Below are 16,065 nucleotides of genomic sequence, written 5' to 3'. Positions count from 1 at the left end.
GTTCGCTAGCGAGGCGTCGGGTCCGGCACGCGCCGAATGGTACTTGGCCAACGCCGCCCGAACCTCGACTGCGGCGGGGGAGCGGGGCGTGGCCAGCGGTCGGCGCTCTACGATCAACCGATGCCTGTCGTCGAGCACACCGTACCGGCGACGGTCCTGGCGGTCTACGCCCACCCCGACGACCCCGACGTGTCCGCCGGCGGGACGCTGGCGGCGTGGGCCGCGGCGGGCGCCCGCATCGAGGTGTGCATCTGCGCCGAGGGGGACAAGGGCTCGACCGATCCGGCCACCGACCCCGCCGAGCTGGTCGTCCGCCGCCGCGAGGAGGTGGCGGCCGCCGGGCGGGTCCTCGGGGTGGCGGAGCACCACTGGCTGGGGTTCCTGGACGGGGAGCTCGACGACGGTCCAGAGCTGCGAGGCCGCCTGGTCGAGCTGGTCCGCCGGGTCCGACCCGACCTGGTGGTGGGACCCGACCCGACTGCGGTGTTCTTCGGCGCCAGCTACGTCAACCATCGAGACCACCGGGCCGTCGGGTGGGCGCTTTTGGACGCGGTGGCGCCGGCGGCCGCCAACCCGCACTACTTCCCCGGGTCGGGGCCGGCCCACGCGGTCACTTCGCTTTGGTTGTCGGGCACCTTGCACCCCGACGTGTGGGTCGACATTTCCGCCACCGTGGACCGCAAGGCCGAAGCCGTCGGCTGCCATGTCAGCCAGACCGGCGAGCCGGGAGAGTGGCTGCGCACCGTTGTCGGCGAGCGAGCCGAGGAGGCGGGGCGCCAAGCCGGCGTGACCCACGCCGAGAGCTTCCGGCGGGTGGACCTGCTCTGAGCGCAAACCTGCTCTGAGCGCGATCCTGCTGTGAGCGGGTGAGCGCGCCGCTGGGCAACCGGTCGGCGAGACGGTGACCGCCGGGAATGTCGCAACCCTCTGGCACACTGGCGCGGTGGCCCGGCCCACGATCATCCACGTGGACATGGACGCCTTCTACGCGGCTGTCGAAGTCCTCGACGATCCCAGCCTCGCCGGGCGCCCGCTGATCGTCGGCGGCACCGGCGCCCGGGGCGTGGTCGCGGCCTGCAGCTACGAGGCTCGGGTCTACGGGATCCGCTCCGCGATGCCCACCGCCCGGGCCCGCTCACTGTGCCCTCACGCCACGTTCCTGCCCGGCCGCTTCGACCGCTACCGGGAGGTTAGCGAGGGGCTTCACGCCATCTTGTCGGACGTGACGCCCCTCGTGGAGGGCATCGCCCTCGACGAGGCGTTCCTCGACGTCCGCGGCGCGGAGGCGCTGTTCGGGCCGGCGCCGTCGATCGCCGCCGACCTGCGGGCCCGGATCACCGCGGAGCTGGGGCTCAGCTCGTCGGTGGGGGTGGCGCCCTCCAAGTTCCTGGCCAAGCTGGCCTCGGAGGCAGCCAAGCCGGTGGTCAGCGACGGGGGTACCCGGCCCGGCGCCGGTGTGGTGGTCATCGAGGAGGGTCAAGAGCTGGCGTTCCTCCAGCCTTTGCCGATCGAGGCTCTGTGGGGCGTCGGGCCGGCCACCGCCGCCCGGCTGCGGCGGCTCGGACTTTCCACCGTCGGATCGCTGGCGGCGGTGCCGCTGGCAACCCTCGAGGGCGCCGTCGGACGGTCCCACGGCCGCCACCTTCACCGCCTGGCCCACGCCATCGACGACCGGCCGGTGGAGCCCGACCGGACGGTCAAATCGGTCGGTCACGAGGAGACCTATGCCACCGACCGCTTCGACCCGGCCGTGCTGCACACCGAGGTGCTGCGCATGTCCGACGCGGTCGCGGCCCGGCTGCGAGACGCCGGGGTCGCCGGGCGCACCGTGACGGTCAAGGTCCGCTACGGCGACTTCCGGACCATCACGAGGAGCCGGACCGGCCCCGACGATCTCGACGCCAGCCGCGACGTCGCGCGCGCCGCGTCGGCGCTGCTCGACGCCGTAGATGTCAGTCCCGGCGTGCGTCTCCTCGGCGTCTCGGTATCGGCGCTGCGACCGGTCGGCGCTCCCAGTGCGGAGCAGCTGACGCTCCGCCTCGACGCGCCGGCGGAGCGGCCCGAAGCCGAGCGCAGCGCCGGTTGGGCCGCCGCGGCCGACGCCGTCGACGAGGTCCGCCGCCGCTTCGGCGCCCGCAGCGTCGGCTCGGCCGCCCTCATCGGCCCCGGCGGCCTGCGGGTCAAGCGGCAGGGCGACACGCAGTGGGGACCTGCCGCTCCCGGAGCGGACGGCGGGCCGGGCAGCGGAGGGCGGCGGCGTGAGCGTGACGCGTTGCCGTAGTCTGGGACCGGGACGAGGACCCACCGACCGGGAGACACAAGCGAGGGTTTCAGCCGTGCCGCTTTCTGAAGACGAACAGCGCATCCTTCGGCAGATGGAGCAGGGTTTCTACGCCCAGGACCCTGAGTCAGCACGCCGGATCGGGTCGACGACGTTGCCTCGGTACCTGGCCGGCAACCTGCGCTGGGCGTCGCTCGGCTTCGTGCTCGGCTTGGCCATCCTCCTGGCGTCGTTCGCCACCAGCTGGGTGCTGGCCGTTTTCGGCTTCGCGATCATGCTGGCCAGCGCGGTGTGGTTCACCCAGAACCTGCGGCGCATGAGCCGCCACGGGTGGGAGCAGCTGTCCAAGTCGATCAAGGCCCGCAACCTGGGCGAGTCCCTCGAGGACACCCGCCGGCGGCTGCGACGCCGCTTCGGTGACGACGGCCGCTGACCGGCCAGCAGGTCCACCGCCATCGATCGCGGTCGGTAGCTGTCGGCGCTGATCGGTAGCTGTGGGGCGCTGATCGGTAGCTGTCTTCGCTGGTCAGTAGCTGTCGTAGGCGACACCCGGCGGGCTGCCGACCGACGGCGCCGGGTCGATCGGCGCCCCCCTCCACGCCAGGCGGGGATCGAGCAGGCGCTCGATGTGGCGCGAGCGGGGGGCGGCGAGCTCCAGCAGCTCCTGAACTACTCGCTCGTCTTCGACGGCCGCGTCGACCGCCTCGGCGCCGGGCTCGGCGACGCTGTAGGACGCAGCGCTGGCCCGCCCGGCCAGATCCCGCAGACGGGCGAGGGCGGAGTGGTCCCCGAGCACCGGACGCAGCTGCCGGCCGGCTCGGCGGGCGAACTCGACCGGGGTCTCATCGGCCCGTCGCCGGCAACCCCACCAGGCGAGCAGCTCGCACGCCTCGGCCCATGCAGCCAGGACCCGGTCAGCCCCCGAAGCCCGCCGCCGTCGCCGCCAACGCAGCCGGCGGCCCAACGCGTTGACCCCCATCCAGGCGGCGACCGCGACCACCGCCGCGCCGATCCCGATCAGGATCGGCGCCGCCGATCCATGGTGGGCCACCGCAACGGTGGTGGAGGGAGCGGACAGGTCGCGAGGGAGGGCTCGACCGGCGGGACGCGGAGCGCTGGTGGCGGCCGGCGATGGCGCGGTGGTCGGGGTGACACCAGGCGCCACGACATCGACCCGGGCGGTGTCGCCGGTGTAGCCGGTCGCCCCGGGGATGGCGAACCCGCCGCCCTTGGTGGGCTCGAAGGGAAGCCAGCCGATGGCCTTGCCGAAGTACACCTCGGGCCATGTGTGGGCGTCGGCGTCGCGGACCTGATAGCTGTCGGGTCCGATGGCATCCCCCGTCGTGAACCCGACTGCCAGCCTGGTCGGCAGGCCGATCGCCCGGGCCATGACTGCGTACGCGCCGGCGAACTGCTGGCAGTAACCCTGCTTGGTGTCGAACAGGAACGTCGTCAAAGCGTCTATCCCGTAACCGTCGCTCGGCGGTCCCAGGGTGTAGCTGAACGCCGGGTCGTCGATGAAGTAGTTCTGCAGGGCCAGCGCCTTGGCGTACTCGTTGGTCGCCTTGCTGGTGATGGACAGCGCCAGCGCCCGGACCGTCGCCGGCACGCTGGAAGGCAGCTGCAGGTAGTGCTGGGTGAGGGTGTCGGGCGGCGGAACCGGCGCGTCTGACAGGCGGGCCGCGGTGATGGTGGAGAGGTACTGCAGCGACGTGAGGTGATAGCTCAGCCCGTCGGAGGTGGCCTTGGACGCGAGGAGGCTGCCCGAGATCGGGTCCCAGCTGACCTGGCCACCACCGGTGATCGCCTCGGGCGTAAAGCCCGTCGGCATCCAGATCGAGTCGAGGTTCTGGATGTGGAAGTCCTCGTCGACCGCCCGGGTCGCGGGGGTGGGCGGCTGGACGCCGGGAAGTTGGTGGCCGACGCCGACGTAGGAGTCGGTCGACTGCCACTGGACCCCGTTGAACTCGTCCAGGGACGTCAGTCGCCAGTAGGAGGGGACCGGGCTGGTCACGGTGAACACCGGGGTGGCGGATTTCTGGAGCAGCCGGGTCTGGAGGTCCACGATCGGGCTGGGCACCTCACGGTTGCTGCTGCCCGACCCGGGGCCTTCCCCCTTCCAACCGAGCAGCCCGTGCCCGTTGGCGTGGGGGAGGACCGGGGTAACGACGAGGGTGGCGACCACCGCGGCGAGGGCTGCGCCAGCCCCGACCGCCAGGGTCCAGCCGGCGACGCCCGCCGAGCGGTTGCCGAACCACACCGCGCCAGAGCGCCCGATCGTCGCCCGGTGCACCAAGAGGTACACGAGGACCGCCGCTACGATCAGCGCCACCGCCCACGTCCGCCCCCGGGCGGTGCCCACGACGCTGCACACGACGAAGAGGGCGACCGCCGGCGCTGCACCCTCCAAGGCGGATCGGACCCGCAGCGCCAGCCAGTCGCCGAGGACCGCCATCAGGCCGGTGCCGGCGACCGCCAACAGGAGGAACCCCTTGGACGTCGGCACCGGCGCGACGGTGGCGGTGAAGGTGCTCTCCATCTGCGTCAACGCGTGATTGGCCGCCCTCCAGGTGCCGGCGAGGGGAAGGCCGACGGTGGTGGAGGCAGGGATGACGGTCCACACCGTGAGCAGGATCAGCGCCGCGAGGTCGACCACCGCCGCGGCGGCGGGGCGCAGACGGCTGCGCCGGGTCGACCAGCACACCAGATGGGTGCCGACCGCGGTGACCAGCACCGGGGCCAGCCAGCCGCGCCCGGCGAAGACCCGGCCGAAGCCGGCCGCCGCCGACAGGGTAAGCACGAGCAGCGCCAGCGTCGCCGCCGGCGCGCCCGCGGCCGTCGACGCCCAGCCCGGCGGCCGCCCGGAACCGGGTCCGGGCGGTCCCGGAGGCGGGGCCGCCCCGAGCGGGTGCGGCCGGGGCAGGGTGGCCACGTCGCCGGGAGCGCCGGCGGCCTGGGTCGGCCAGCGGGCCGGATCAGACACCCGACCACTCCGACCTGGTCGATCCAAGCGCCCGGTCCCAGGCCGGAGCGAACGGCGTGCCCGCCGCCACCCAGACCAACGACACCCCGGACCGTCCGATCGCCGGCACCGGCGCGGGGCCCGAGCGGCGGACGTAGCGCTCGACCACGACCAAACTGAGGAGGTGACCACGCCCTGCGGTGCGGGCCAGGGCAGACAGTTCGGCGTCGCTGGCAGCGTCGGAGGTGAACGCGACGACGGTCCCCGCGTCGGTGCCGAGTCCCAGCCTCCGCAGTTGCAGGGCCAGAGGCTCGCCGCTGTCGCGGTGGGTGGAGGCGATGGCCAGCTCGTCGAGTATGGCGCCCCGGCGCTTCGGCGAGGCGAATCCGGTGTCGACGCCCCCGGTGTGCACCAGACGCACGTCGATGCCGGCGCGCGACGCAGCGGCGGCGACGCTGGCCGCGGCGGACAGCGCCACCTCGAGCGCCGCGGGCTGCCACGCCCCGGCCCGCAGGTCGACGGCCACGGTGACGCGACCCCGATTGGCGCTCTCGTCTTGGCGGATCATCAGCTGGTCGGCCTTGGCGGTGGCCGCCCAGTGGACTCGGCGCAGGTCGTCGCCGGTGCGGTAGTCGCGCAGCGCGTAGAACTCGTCACCTTGCATGCCGAGCACAGCCCGCCCGTCCCCGGCCCGCCGGTCGGCGCCGGCGGTCACCGGCGGCGTCCGGACGCGGTCGATTCGAGGATGCACCGTCAGCGTCGAGGCGGGCGCCCCGGCCCGGCTCCGGCTCACCAGTCCGAAGGGGTCGCTCAGCGCCAGCTCCAACGGGCCGAGGGTGAACACCCCGCGCTGGGCGGTCGGGAGCCGGTAGGCCGCTCGGTCGGCGTGGCCCGCACCGAGAGGGGCCACGAGGAAGCTGGCCGCTCGCCGTCCACCGTCGAAGGGGTCGCGCGCCGCGATGACCGGCGAGCGTTGCCGGAGCCGGTTACGGACCATCAACTCGACTCGTGCCACCTCGCCGGCGGCCACCCGCGACGGGTGCAGTTCCCGCTCGGTGGTGAGGTCCCAAGTTCGCCCGTGGACCCACGCGGCGGCCACGGCCACGAGGACCAGCCCGGCTACCGCCAGAGCGTAGAGCTCCTGCACGCCGACAAGGGCGGCGACGGCGATGAGCAGGACCGAGCAGCCGATCAGCGCCCAGCCCCGCCTGGTGAGCGGAGAGCTGCTAGCTCCGGCCACTCGGGACCGGTACCGAGCGGAGCACTTCGGCGAGGATGTCGGACATCCGGGCGCCGGAGATCGCAGCGTCTGGTGAGAGCACCATCCGGTGGGCGAGGACCGGGCCGATGAGGCTTTTGATGTCGTCGGGTGTGGCGTAGTCCCGCCCCGACGACGCGGCCAGGGCTCGGGTGGCGCGCTGCAGGGCCAGCGCGGCTCGAGGCGACATGCCAAGCGACAGGCTCGGGTGGCGTCGGGTCGCGGCGGCCAGATCGACGATGTACCCCTTGAGCGGGGCCGCGACATGGATGCGGTTGGCCAGGGCCACCATCGTCGGCACGGCGTCGGGGGCGACGACGGGCTCCAAGTCGTCCACGCTGACGCCGTGCGCCTGGTGGTCGAGCATGGCGATCTCCGCGCCCCGGTCCGGATATCCCATCCTGACCCGCAGCAAGAAGCGGTCGAGTTGGCTCTCCGGGAGCGGATAGGTGCCTTCGTGCTCGGCGGGGTTCTGGGTCGCGATCACTAGGAACGGCACCGGAAGCTTGTAGGTCGTCGCGTCGACGGTGACCTGGCGCTCCTCCATCGCCTCGAGCAGCGCGGCTTGGGTTTTCGGGGACGCCCGGTTGATCTCGTCGCCGAGCACCACGTTGGCGAAGATGCCCCCGGGGCGGAAGGTGAAGGTGCCGCTGTTGCGGTCCCACACGCTGGCGCCGGTGACGTCGGAGGGGAGCAGGTCGGGCGTGAACTGGATCCGGCGCCATTCGAGCCCGAAGGAGCGGGCCAGCGCCTTGGCCAGGGTGGTCTTGCCGACGCCGGGCACATCCTCGAGCAGTAGGTGGCCCTCCGAGGCGATGGCGACCAGCGCCAGCCTGGTCGCTTCCTCCTTGCCCTGGATCACCTGCGCGACGTTGGCGACCACCGCGTCGAAGAGCGTCGCGAAACGACCGATTGCGGCATCACCCGTCGTCTGTTGTGTCGCCACGCAAAGCCCTCCCGGGGAACGCCTGGCTCGTAGCGTAGCGGTCGCATCCTTCTTGACCGGTCGGCCTGGCGGCGGCGCTACGGTTCCGGGCCATGGCATCGCCGAGCGCGCTGGCTGTCGACATCGGCGGGACCAAGATGGCCGTCGCGATCGTGGACACCGAGGGGCGCATCGGGTGGTCAGAGCGGGCCGCCACCCCTCAGGGCGCCCCCGCCGAGGAGGTGTGGGAAGTCCTGGCCGGGCTGCTGACCCGGGCGCCTGGTGGCTCGGAGCTCTGTGGTGTCGGTTGCGGCGGCCCCATGGCCCGAGGTGGGGAGACGGTGTCGCCCTTGAACATCGCCGGCTGGCGGGAGTTCCCGCTGCGCGCTCGGGTGGCGAGCCTCACCGGGTTGCCGACCTGGGTCGACAACGACGCCAAGGCGCTGGCGCTGGCCGAGGGTTGGAGAGGCGCAGCCGCCGGCGAGGCCAATTTTCTCTCCATGGTCGTGTCCACGGGGGTGGGCGGGGGCATCGTGCTCGAGGGGCGTCTGCTCGACGGCGCCGCCGGCAACGCCGGGCACATCGGCCACGTGATCGTCGAGCCGGGCGGCCGGCCCTGCCCGTGCGGCGCTGCGGGGTGCCTGGAAGCCGAGGCGTCGGGCACCAGCATCGCGGCGATGACCGGCGCGCCCGCTGCGGTGGCCGGCCCCGACATCCGCCGGCGGACCGGAACCATGGTGGGGCGGGCGGTCGCTTCGGTCGCCAACCTCCTCGACCTGCGCCTGGCCACGGTTGCTGGCTCCGTCGCGCTCGGATACGGCAGGGAGTTCCTCGACGCCGCCCAGGAGGAGATCGACCGCCGGGCCCGCCTGTCGTTCTCGGCCGGATGCCGCATCGAGGCCAGCGGTCTCGGGACGGACGGCCCCCTCGTCGGCGCGGCGGCCGTCGGTTGGCGGGGAGCGGGACGGCTGGGCGCCGTCGGCGGGAGCGCGTGCTTTGTCACCGGCCCGGCTGCTGAGGGCGCCGCGTGACGCCCGTCGGCGGGGCTGCCGCGGCGGCCTTGGTGCGCCGTCCCGACCTGTGGGTGACCGCTGCTCGCGTCGGGCTGCGCCTGGCCCGGCCCGGATGGTGGCGGCGGTGGCCGCCGCGCCCGTGGCCCGACGCCGGCTACCTGCGCTTCAGGATGGAGACGATGTACGGCTCGAGCGGCGCGCCTGCGGTGATGAGCGGTGAGGACCTGGTGGGCTACCTGGAATGGTGTCGCCGCCTGCCAGGCCGGGCGAGGTAACGTTTGCGGCGTGCGAGCGGCCCCACCATCAGGGCTCGGCGGGCGGGGGCCGGCGACGTACCGGCGACCTCATCGCGGCGCGCCATGGGGCCGCCGGGCGCGGATGGCCAGGCGGTAGCACCCGGTCATGTCGCAGGCGCTCGTGCTCAATGCCACCTTCGAGCCGCTCTGCGTCGTGTCCACTCGACGGGCCCTGCTACTGGTCCTCGATGCGAAGGCTGAGATGGTGCATGCCACCGACCGGGTGTTCCGGGCCGAGCGGGTCAGCTTCTCGGAGCCGTCGGTCGTCCGCCTGACCTACTACGTCAAGGTGCCCTACCAGGCGCGCATCGCCCTCAACCGGCGAGCGGTGTTCGCCCGCGACGGCCACCGGTGCCAGTACTGCGGCGCTACCGCCGAAAACATCGACCACGTCATCCCCCGCTCGAAGGGCGGCCCTCACGCATGGGACAACGTCGTCGCCGCGTGCCGGCCCTGCAACACCGCCAAGCGCGACCGGATGCTCGAAGACAGCGGCATGAAGCTGCGCCGAACCCCGTCGGTGCCCCGGGAGCGGACCTGGATCCTGGCCGCCAGCGGGACCGTCCGGCCCGACTGGGAGCCGTACCTCGGGAGGATCTCCGCCAGCCTGTCGGCGTGACGGCCGAGCGCGTGACAAGCGACCAGGGGACCGCCGACCGGGTGGAGGCTGGCAGCGTGGAGGCTGGCGGGGTGGAGGCTGGCGGCGTGGAGGATGGTGGGGTGACACCGGGTTCCGATATCACCACTGCAGGGAGCTGGTCGCTGTCCACGCAGAGCGGGGATGCGGGGGCGCTTCACGCCGGCTCGGCCAGCCTGGTCGGCACGCCCGGAGCGTCGCGCTCGGTGCGGATCCTCGAGGCGACCGATCGGTGCGTGGTGCTCGGCAGCACCCAACCCGACAGCGCGCTCGACGCCGGCCGGCTGGCCAGATCCGGCCTCGGCTGGACCCGTCGGCGCAGCGGCGGAGCGGCGGTGATGGTCGGGCCGGGCGAGGTCCTCTGGGTCGACATCGTGGTGCCTGCCGGTGACCCGCTGTGGGTGCCCGACGTGGGGCGTGCCGGCTGGTGGATCGGCGACCTGTGGGCCGACGCCCTGCGGGGTGCAGGATGCCGCGGGGTTCAGGCATGGCGCGGCAGCCTGGTCCGCACGGAGTGGTCGGGCCAGGTGTGCTTCGCCGGGCTCGGGCCAGGCGAGGTGACCGTCAGGGGGCGCAAGGTGCTCGGTCTGTCGCAGCGGCGGACCCGGGCGGGGGCCCTTTTCCAGTGCGCGCTCTTGCTCAGGTGGGCGCCCGAGGAGCTCCTCGACGTCATGGCGCTAGGAGACGAGGATCGCTCCCGCGCCGTCGGTGATCTGGCCGGGGCGGCTGCCGGCGTAGGCAACGAGGTGGCCGCGGCGGTCATGGAAGGGCTGGTCGCGGGGCTCGCAGGGCGCTGACCGCCGCCACCCGCGGGCCGGCGCCGGGCCCGGCGACGGCGCCGCGGCGGGGGCCGACGGAGGGCCGGGCGGGGAAGGTCCCGGGCCCGACGGGCGTGGGGTGCCATCATCTCCCTCCGAGGAAAGGACGCCGATGACAAGTTTGGACGGAAGGGTCGCGATCGTCACCGGCGCCGGCCGGGGGCTCGGGCGCGAGTACGCCAAGCTTCTGGCCGCCGAGGGGGCGAAGGTCGTGGTCAACGACCGCGGATCGGATATGGACGGCACCGGGGGGGACCCCGCGCTGGCCGAGGCGGTCGCGGCGGAGATCCGCGCTACGGGCGGGGAGGCGGTGGCCAACAACGACGACGTCGCCGACTGGAAAGGGGGCCAGCGTCTCGTCCGCGCCGCCGTCGAGACCTTCGGCGGCTTGCACGTGCTGGTCAACAACGCCGGGATCCTCAGGGATCGCCTCCTCGTCAACATGTCCGAGGAGGAGTGGGACTCGGTCATCCAGGTCCACCTGAAAGGCCACTTCGTGCCGCTGCGCCACGCCGCCGCATACTGGCGGGAGCTGTCCAAGCAGCACGGGCCGGCCGGGGCGTCGGTGATCAACACCTCGTCGACGTCTGGGCTGAACGGCAACCCAGGTCAAGCCAACTACGGGGCGGCGAAGGCCGGCATCGCCGCGTTGACGGTGATCGCCGCCCAGGAGCTGGGCCGTTACGGGGTTCGGGTCAACGCCATCGCCCCCGCAGCGCGCACCCGCCTCACTGAGTCGACGCCCGGCCTCGGCGACATGATCGCCCCGCCGGCCGACGAAGTCCGCTTCGACGAATGGGATCCGGCCAACGTCGCGCCGGTCGTCGCGTGGCTCGCCGCGGAGACCACCCCCGTCAGCGGCCGGGTCTTCTACGTCTTCGGTGGGGACGTCCAGCCGATGGTCGGCTGGAGCCGCGCTCCTGGCCTCGAGGGACCGCACCGCTGGAGTGCCGAGGAACTGGCTGAGCAGATGCCCCGGGTGCTCGAGTAGCAAGCCGCCCTGGGCCGTGCCGGTCCGGGGCTCTCTCGCCGGCGAGCGGTCTGCGCCGCCGCCCGGGGTGGGCCGCACCCGGGGATGGGCTGCGCCCAGCCTCGGCTGTACATGGAGGTGGGCTGCGCCCGTCCTCGGCGCGATGTCGTGAGCCCGCCAGCCCCGGGCGCCGTGGCGCCCGTCGGAGTGCTTGGGGGCTTTGTGGCGTGTTTCAGCGTGGTTGGCGGGTTTTGGCGCGCTCGACACTGCACCCGAAGAGCAGATGCCCCAAACCCGCGCTCCAGCGCGGGTCAGCGACATCTGCTCTCGCCCGGTCCGCTGCTTGACGGGAACTCCGACACTCCGCCCGAGCCGGGCGCCCCTCCGGCGGCCTCGGGCGGCTCGGCGCGCCCGCCGTCGGCTTTTGCGCGCGATTGGGGGCCAGGGTGGGGGCGGTGGTTGACCGGGTGGGGAAAAGGGGCTTAGAGTGGGGGACAGTGGTTTGAAGGGGAGGGGCCCTGGATCCACCGAGGACGGAGAGAGTGAAAAGTGGCGGCGCGGTTCTTTGGGAGGTACGAGCACTCCCTGGATGCGAAGGGCAGGATCACCCTGCCCGCTCGCTTCCGCGCCAACTTCGACACCCAGGCGTTTGTCTCACAGCACAACGACCGGTGCCTGGCGCTCTGGACGCCCGAGGAGTTCGAGAAGCAGCTGGCCAAGATGGAGGCTCTGCAGAACCGCAGTGCCGCCGATCGCAACCTGGCCCGGGTGTGGTCGTCGGGGCTGGCCGAAATCGAGCTCGACCGCCAGGGCCGGGTCGCCCTGCCTGCCTATCTGCGGGAGTTCGCCCGCCTCGAGGGGCAGGTGCTGGTCAACGGCGCGCTGGATCGCGTCGAGCTGTGGAACCCAGAGGAGTATCAGGCCAGGGTGGCCCCCGCGGAGACCGCTCTGGCCGACTCTGCGCTGCTCGACATGCCCGCAGCGGACCCCGATCTGACGGAGCAGTGAGTGTCACCGCTCGTCGCTATGTGCCCCGGTGCCGCCAGGCACCCCACGCCGCGCCCCAGCGCGGCGCTTCGCGTACGGCTGCGCTCATGCGCAGCCCTTCGACCAGCAGGGTGGGAGTCCCCTTCTCCGCCCGCTTCCACTCGGTCCGATCGGGGAGACATCCCGACGGCACGTTGGTCGAAGGGCTGCGGATGAGCTCGGCCCCGTTTTCCCACCGCCCTGTGATGCTCGACGAGATCGTCGATGCGTTCGCGCCGGTACCGCCCGGCGTGGTCCTCGACGCCACCGTCGGCGGCGGCGGGCACGCGGCGGCGATCCTGGCTGCCCATCCCCATCTACGCGTCGTCGGTCTCGACCAGGACCCCGACGCGGTCGGGGCTGCCCGCGACGCGCTCGGGGCATTCGGGGACCGGGCCGCCGTCGTACGGGCCCGCTTCGACCGCCTCGATGCGGTGCTCGACGAGCTGGCCATTCCCGTGCTGTCGGGGGCGCTGTTCGATCTCGGCGTCAGCTCACCTCAGCTGGATCGGGCTGGGAGAGGGTTCAGCTACCGGGCGGACGCTCCGCTCGACATGCGGATGGACCCCGACGGCCCGCTCACCGCCGCCGACGTGGTCAACACCGCCACGGTTCGCGACCTAGCCAGCCTCTTCGCCGACAACGGCGAAGGACGTTTCGCCGGCCGCATCGCCCGGGCCATCATCGCGGCCCGTCCGATCGTGTCCACCGGAGCGCTGGCGGAGATCGTCCGCGACGCCATCCCCGCCCCGGCGCGCCGCACGGGCGGCCACCCCGCAAAACGGGTGTTCCAGGCACTGCGCATCGCGGTCAACCAAGAGCTCGACATCCTCCCCGGGACCCTTGACGCGGCCATCGCCCGGCTTCGCCCTGATGGTCGGGTCGCCGTGCTGTCGTATCACTCGGGCGAGGACCGCATCGTGAAGGACCGCTTCCGCTACGCCATCACCGGCGGGTGCACCTGCCCGCCCGGCCTGCCCTGCGTGTGCGGCGCCCAGCCCCGCGCCGTCGCCGTGACCCGCAAGGCCCGCCGCCCGAGCGCCGCCGAGGTCGAGGCCAACCGCCGAGCCGAGAGCGCCCGGATGCGGGTGCTCCAGGCCGTCGAGCCGGGAACGGGCGGTACCCGATGAACCAGCCGGCCCGTCATCTGCGCCGGCCCGAGGCCGCGCCCCGCCGCCCGGCACCCGAGGTCCCGCGCCATCTGCGCGTCGTCGACCGCAGCGAGCGCAGCCCGGCCCAGCGGCAGCGCCGAGCCCGGATGATCCTGGTGAGCGGGATCGCTGCTGCGGTGGTGGTGATGTTCTCGCTGGTCTACCTGCATGTGGTCATGGCTCAGCGTCAGATCGAGCTGGACAAGATGAGTTCGCTGGCCAGCACCCGCCAGAGCCAGTACCAGGCCTTGCGCCTGAAGGTGGCCAAGCTCGAGTCGCCCCAGCAGATCATCTCCACCGCGGAGGGCAAGCTGGGCATGCGCCAACCTGCGGCCGTCACCTATGTGGCCCCGCCGGCGTGGGCGACCGCGGCCGGCGCGACTTCTGCCGGCGCGACCTCGGCCGGCGCGACCTCGGCCGGCGCGGCCTCTGCTGGTGCCGGGAGCTCTCAGGGCCGGGTCGGGGGTCGCAGCACGCCGGACGCGGCCGCTTCCGGTCATACGCCGCCCGGCACGGTGGCGGCTCCCGCAGGCGACGCCGACTGGCCCCGCATCAAGGCCGAGTTGGCGGGTCGGCCGTGAGCGGGCCCGACGACCGACTCCACCCCGACCGACGGGGAAGCACACCGGGCGGCGCTCGGCGATCGCCTGAGCATCCCGGCCATTCTCGCCGAGCCGCGGCGCCTCGCTCGCCGCGGGGGACCGCGGCCCAGCACGCGTCAGGCCGCCACCGGCCCGCGCATCGCGCCCCGCGGCGCGGCCTGTCAACCAGCAGCCGGCGACGGGCGTTCGGCCTCTTGGTGGCGATGATCCTGGCGTTCGTGGCTATCGCGGCCCGGGTCGTGTGGATCCAGGGCCCGGGCGCTGGTCGGTACCTGGCGGTCGGGCAGTCAGAGTGGACCCACACGGTGACCCTGGCCGGGACCCGCGGGTCGATCCTCGACGCCAACGGCGACGAGCTGGCGATGTCCATCCCCCAGACGACGATCTACGCCGATCCCCACCAGGTGTCCGACCCGAAGGGGGAGGCCGCGCAGCTGGCCCCGGCCCTCGGCCAGTCGGTGACCGGCCTCGTGTCGAAGCTCACCGAGAGCGCCGGGTTCGTGTACTTGGCTCGCACCGTTGACGACGCCACCGCGGCCAAGGTGGCCAAGCTCAACCTGGCCGGCGTGTACTCCATGCAAGAGCCCAAACGGTTCTACCCGGCGGGTCAGCTGGCCCAGCCGATCATCGGTCTGGTCGGCACCGACGGAACCGGACTCGGGGGCCTCGAGTCCAAGTACAACTCGATACTGCAGGGCAAGCCCGGCAAGCTCATCGAGCAAACCGACCCGCAGGGTCGGCAGCTGCCAGGCGGCCTCCAAGAGTACAAGGCCCCGGTCAGCGGCCAGGACCTGGTCCTCACCATCGACGAGTCCCTCCAGTACGACGCGGAGCAGGCTCTGGCCAAAGCCATCGTCGCAGCCGGGGCCAAGAGCGGCATAGCCATGTTGATGGACACGAAGACCGGGGACATCCTGGCCGACGCCAACTTGACGATGCCCGGTCCGGGGATCCCGAGCACCATCCCTGCGGTGCCGATCAGCATCCCGGCTCCCTCCAGCGTGTCCAGCGGTTCGGCCTCGACCACTCCGACCCCTCAGGTGCAGCCGGTCGAGGCCGCGTCGGCGAGCGCGTTCACCCAGGTCTATGAGCCCGGCTCGGTCAACAAGCTGATCACCATCTCAGCTGCGCTGCAGCAGGGTGTGATCAAGCCCAGCGACATCTTCACCATCCCCAACACCTACGACGTCGCCGGGACCACCTTCCACGACGCCGAACCCCACGCCACCGAGCACTGGAACGTCACCGATATCCTGGCCAACTCCTCCAACATCGGAACCACCCAGATAGCCCAGCGGCTAGGCAAGACGCAGCTGCTGAAATACATAGGTGACTACGGCGAAGGCAAGAAGACCGACATCGACTTCCCCGGTGAGTCCCGCGGCCTGCTGCCCAGCTACTGGTCGGGGACGTCGATCGCCGACGTGCCGATCGGGCAAGGGATCGGAGTGACCGCGGTGCAGATGCTCGCCGCCTACAACACCATCGCCAACGGCGGCGTCTACGTGGCGCCCCGCCTGGTGGCCGGCACGATCGGCAGCGATGGGGTCGAGCACACCACGCCGATCACGCCAGGCCACCGGGTCGTGTCACCGAAGGTCGCCGCGGAGATGACGACCATGCTCGACGAGGTGGTCCGGGTCGGGACCGGCACCGCCGCCAACCTGAGCCCCTACACGGTTGCCGGGAAGACCGGAACCGCGCTGGTTCCCCTGGCCGGCCACTACGAAGCGGGCCATTACGTGGCCAGCTTCGCGGGCTTCGTGCCTTCGGAAGACCCTTCGATCACCGCCATGGTCGTGATCAACGACACTCTCGACTACGGCGCGGCGGCGTCGGCGCCGACTTTCGCGACGATCGCTCGCGACGCGCTTCAGCAACGCAAGATCCCGCCGCATGCCCCGCTGCCGCCGGCGCCGGGCGTGCCGCTGGCGACCACGGCCACCGCGACCGGTGCCGGTGAGGTGGCCGGCACGCCGCTTCCGGGGCTCTCCCCGGCAGCCAACGTCGCGGCGACGGTACCGACCACCCCTGGGTCGAAGGGCGCCATCGCCCCGACCACGAGCGCAACCGTCCCGCAGCGGCAGCGGACCACACCGACCACCGCTGCGTCCCAGGCCGGCTAG

Annotated in this window: 15 protein-coding genes; 12 read left to right on the top strand and 3 right to left on the bottom strand. The window is 72.6% G+C overall.

Going from position 1 to position 16,065, the window contains the following annotated elements; genetic code table 11:
- The first annotated feature begins 120 nt into the window (after positions 1-120).
- The 3 genes from K6U06_RS04960 (at position 121) to K6U06_RS04950 (ending at position 2,714) form a co-directional block, all read left to right on the top strand.
- Positions 121-828 carry a PIG-L deacetylase family protein gene (locus K6U06_RS04960; protein WP_262320797.1) on the top strand — a complete coding sequence of 236 codons (708 nt, stop codon included), beginning with the start codon at positions 121-123 and terminating at the stop codon, positions 826-828.
- A 115-nt stretch (positions 829-943) separates the two neighbouring features.
- The gene (locus K6U06_RS04955) at positions 944-2,281 is read left to right on the top strand and encodes a DNA polymerase IV (protein ID WP_262320796.1); all 1,338 of its coding nucleotides are present in this window, start codon (positions 944-946) and stop codon (positions 2,279-2,281) included.
- The gene (locus tag K6U06_RS04950; protein ID WP_316044687.1) at positions 2,259-2,714 is read left to right on the top strand and encodes a DUF3040 domain-containing protein; all 456 of its coding nucleotides are present in this window, start codon (positions 2,259-2,261) and stop codon (positions 2,712-2,714) included. Before K6U06_RS04955 ends, K6U06_RS04950 begins: the two co-directional genes overlap by 23 nt.
- A 93-nt stretch (positions 2,715-2,807) precedes the next feature.
- Here the strand turns inward: K6U06_RS04950 and K6U06_RS04945 are convergent, their stop codons facing one another.
- Genes K6U06_RS04945 through K6U06_RS04935 form a run of 3 tightly spaced genes read right to left on the bottom strand, consistent with a single transcriptional unit; the run spans position 2,808 to position 7,447 of the window.
- Entirely contained in the window at positions 2,808-5,264 is a 2,457-nt protein-coding gene (locus K6U06_RS04945; RefSeq protein WP_262320794.1) for a DUF3488 and DUF4129 domain-containing transglutaminase family protein, read from the bottom strand.
- A complete protein-coding gene (locus K6U06_RS04940) occupies positions 5,257-6,483 on the bottom strand; it encodes a DUF58 domain-containing protein (protein ID WP_262320793.1) in 1,227 nt (408 codons plus the stop codon). Before K6U06_RS04940 ends, K6U06_RS04945 begins: the two co-directional genes overlap by 8 nt.
- A complete protein-coding gene (locus K6U06_RS04935) occupies positions 6,470-7,447 on the bottom strand; it encodes an AAA family ATPase (RefSeq protein WP_262320792.1) in 978 nt (325 codons plus the stop codon). The genes K6U06_RS04940 and K6U06_RS04935 overlap by 14 nt, the downstream gene beginning before the upstream one ends.
- 92 nt (positions 7,448-7,539) lie before the next feature.
- Between K6U06_RS04935 and K6U06_RS04930 the strand changes: the two genes are divergently transcribed.
- The 9 genes from K6U06_RS04930 to K6U06_RS04890 all read left to right on the top strand — a co-directional run bounded on the left by K6U06_RS04930 (position 7,540) and on the right by K6U06_RS04890 (position 16,065).
- Positions 7,540-8,457: an ROK family protein gene (locus tag K6U06_RS04930; RefSeq protein ID WP_262320791.1), complete on the top strand. Its 918-nt coding sequence runs from the start codon at positions 7,540-7,542 to the stop codon at positions 8,455-8,457.
- Positions 8,454-8,714: a hypothetical protein gene (locus tag K6U06_RS04925; protein WP_262320790.1), complete on the top strand. Its 261-nt coding sequence runs from the start codon at positions 8,454-8,456 to the stop codon at positions 8,712-8,714. The genes K6U06_RS04930 and K6U06_RS04925 overlap by 4 nt, the downstream gene beginning before the upstream one ends.
- 127 nt (positions 8,715-8,841) lie before the next feature.
- On the top strand, positions 8,842-9,354 hold the full coding sequence (locus tag K6U06_RS04920) for an HNH endonuclease (protein ID WP_262320789.1): 513 nt from the start codon (positions 8,842-8,844) through the stop codon (positions 9,352-9,354).
- Positions 9,351-10,169: a lipoyl protein ligase domain-containing protein gene (locus K6U06_RS04915; RefSeq protein WP_262320788.1), complete on the top strand. Its 819-nt coding sequence runs from the start codon at positions 9,351-9,353 to the stop codon at positions 10,167-10,169. Before K6U06_RS04920 ends, K6U06_RS04915 begins: the two co-directional genes overlap by 4 nt.
- 133 nt (positions 10,170-10,302) lie before the next feature.
- Positions 10,303-11,181: an SDR family oxidoreductase gene (locus tag K6U06_RS04910; RefSeq protein ID WP_262320787.1), complete on the top strand. Its 879-nt coding sequence runs from the start codon at positions 10,303-10,305 to the stop codon at positions 11,179-11,181.
- Positions 11,182-11,709: 528 nt separating this feature from the next.
- Positions 11,710-12,168 carry a division/cell wall cluster transcriptional repressor MraZ gene (gene mraZ / locus K6U06_RS04905; RefSeq protein ID WP_262320786.1) on the top strand — a complete coding sequence of 153 codons (459 nt, stop codon included), beginning with the start codon at positions 11,710-11,712 and terminating at the stop codon, positions 12,166-12,168.
- Between the two features lie 191 nt (positions 12,169-12,359).
- Complete coding sequence (gene rsmH, locus K6U06_RS04900) at positions 12,360-13,316, top strand: 16S rRNA (cytosine(1402)-N(4))-methyltransferase RsmH (RefSeq protein ID WP_262320785.1); 957 nt, start codon at positions 12,360-12,362, stop codon at positions 13,314-13,316.
- Positions 13,313-13,918, top strand: a complete 606-nt coding sequence (locus K6U06_RS04895; protein WP_262320784.1) for a hypothetical protein — start codon at positions 13,313-13,315, stop codon at positions 13,916-13,918. The genes rsmH and K6U06_RS04895 overlap by 4 nt, the downstream gene beginning before the upstream one ends.
- Before the next feature lie 239 nt (positions 13,919-14,157).
- Positions 14,158-16,065: a peptidoglycan D,D-transpeptidase FtsI family protein gene (locus tag K6U06_RS04890; RefSeq protein WP_262320783.1), complete on the top strand. Its 1,908-nt coding sequence runs from the start codon at positions 14,158-14,160 to the stop codon at positions 16,063-16,065.

Origin of the sequence: Acidiferrimicrobium sp. IK, assembly GCF_025499425.1 — a bacterium.
Lineage (GTDB): Bacteria > Actinomycetota > Acidimicrobiia > Acidimicrobiales > Palsa-688 > Acidiferrimicrobium.
Note: the sequence above shows the minus strand (reverse complement) of the source record. Positions and strands in the feature narration are given on the sequence as shown.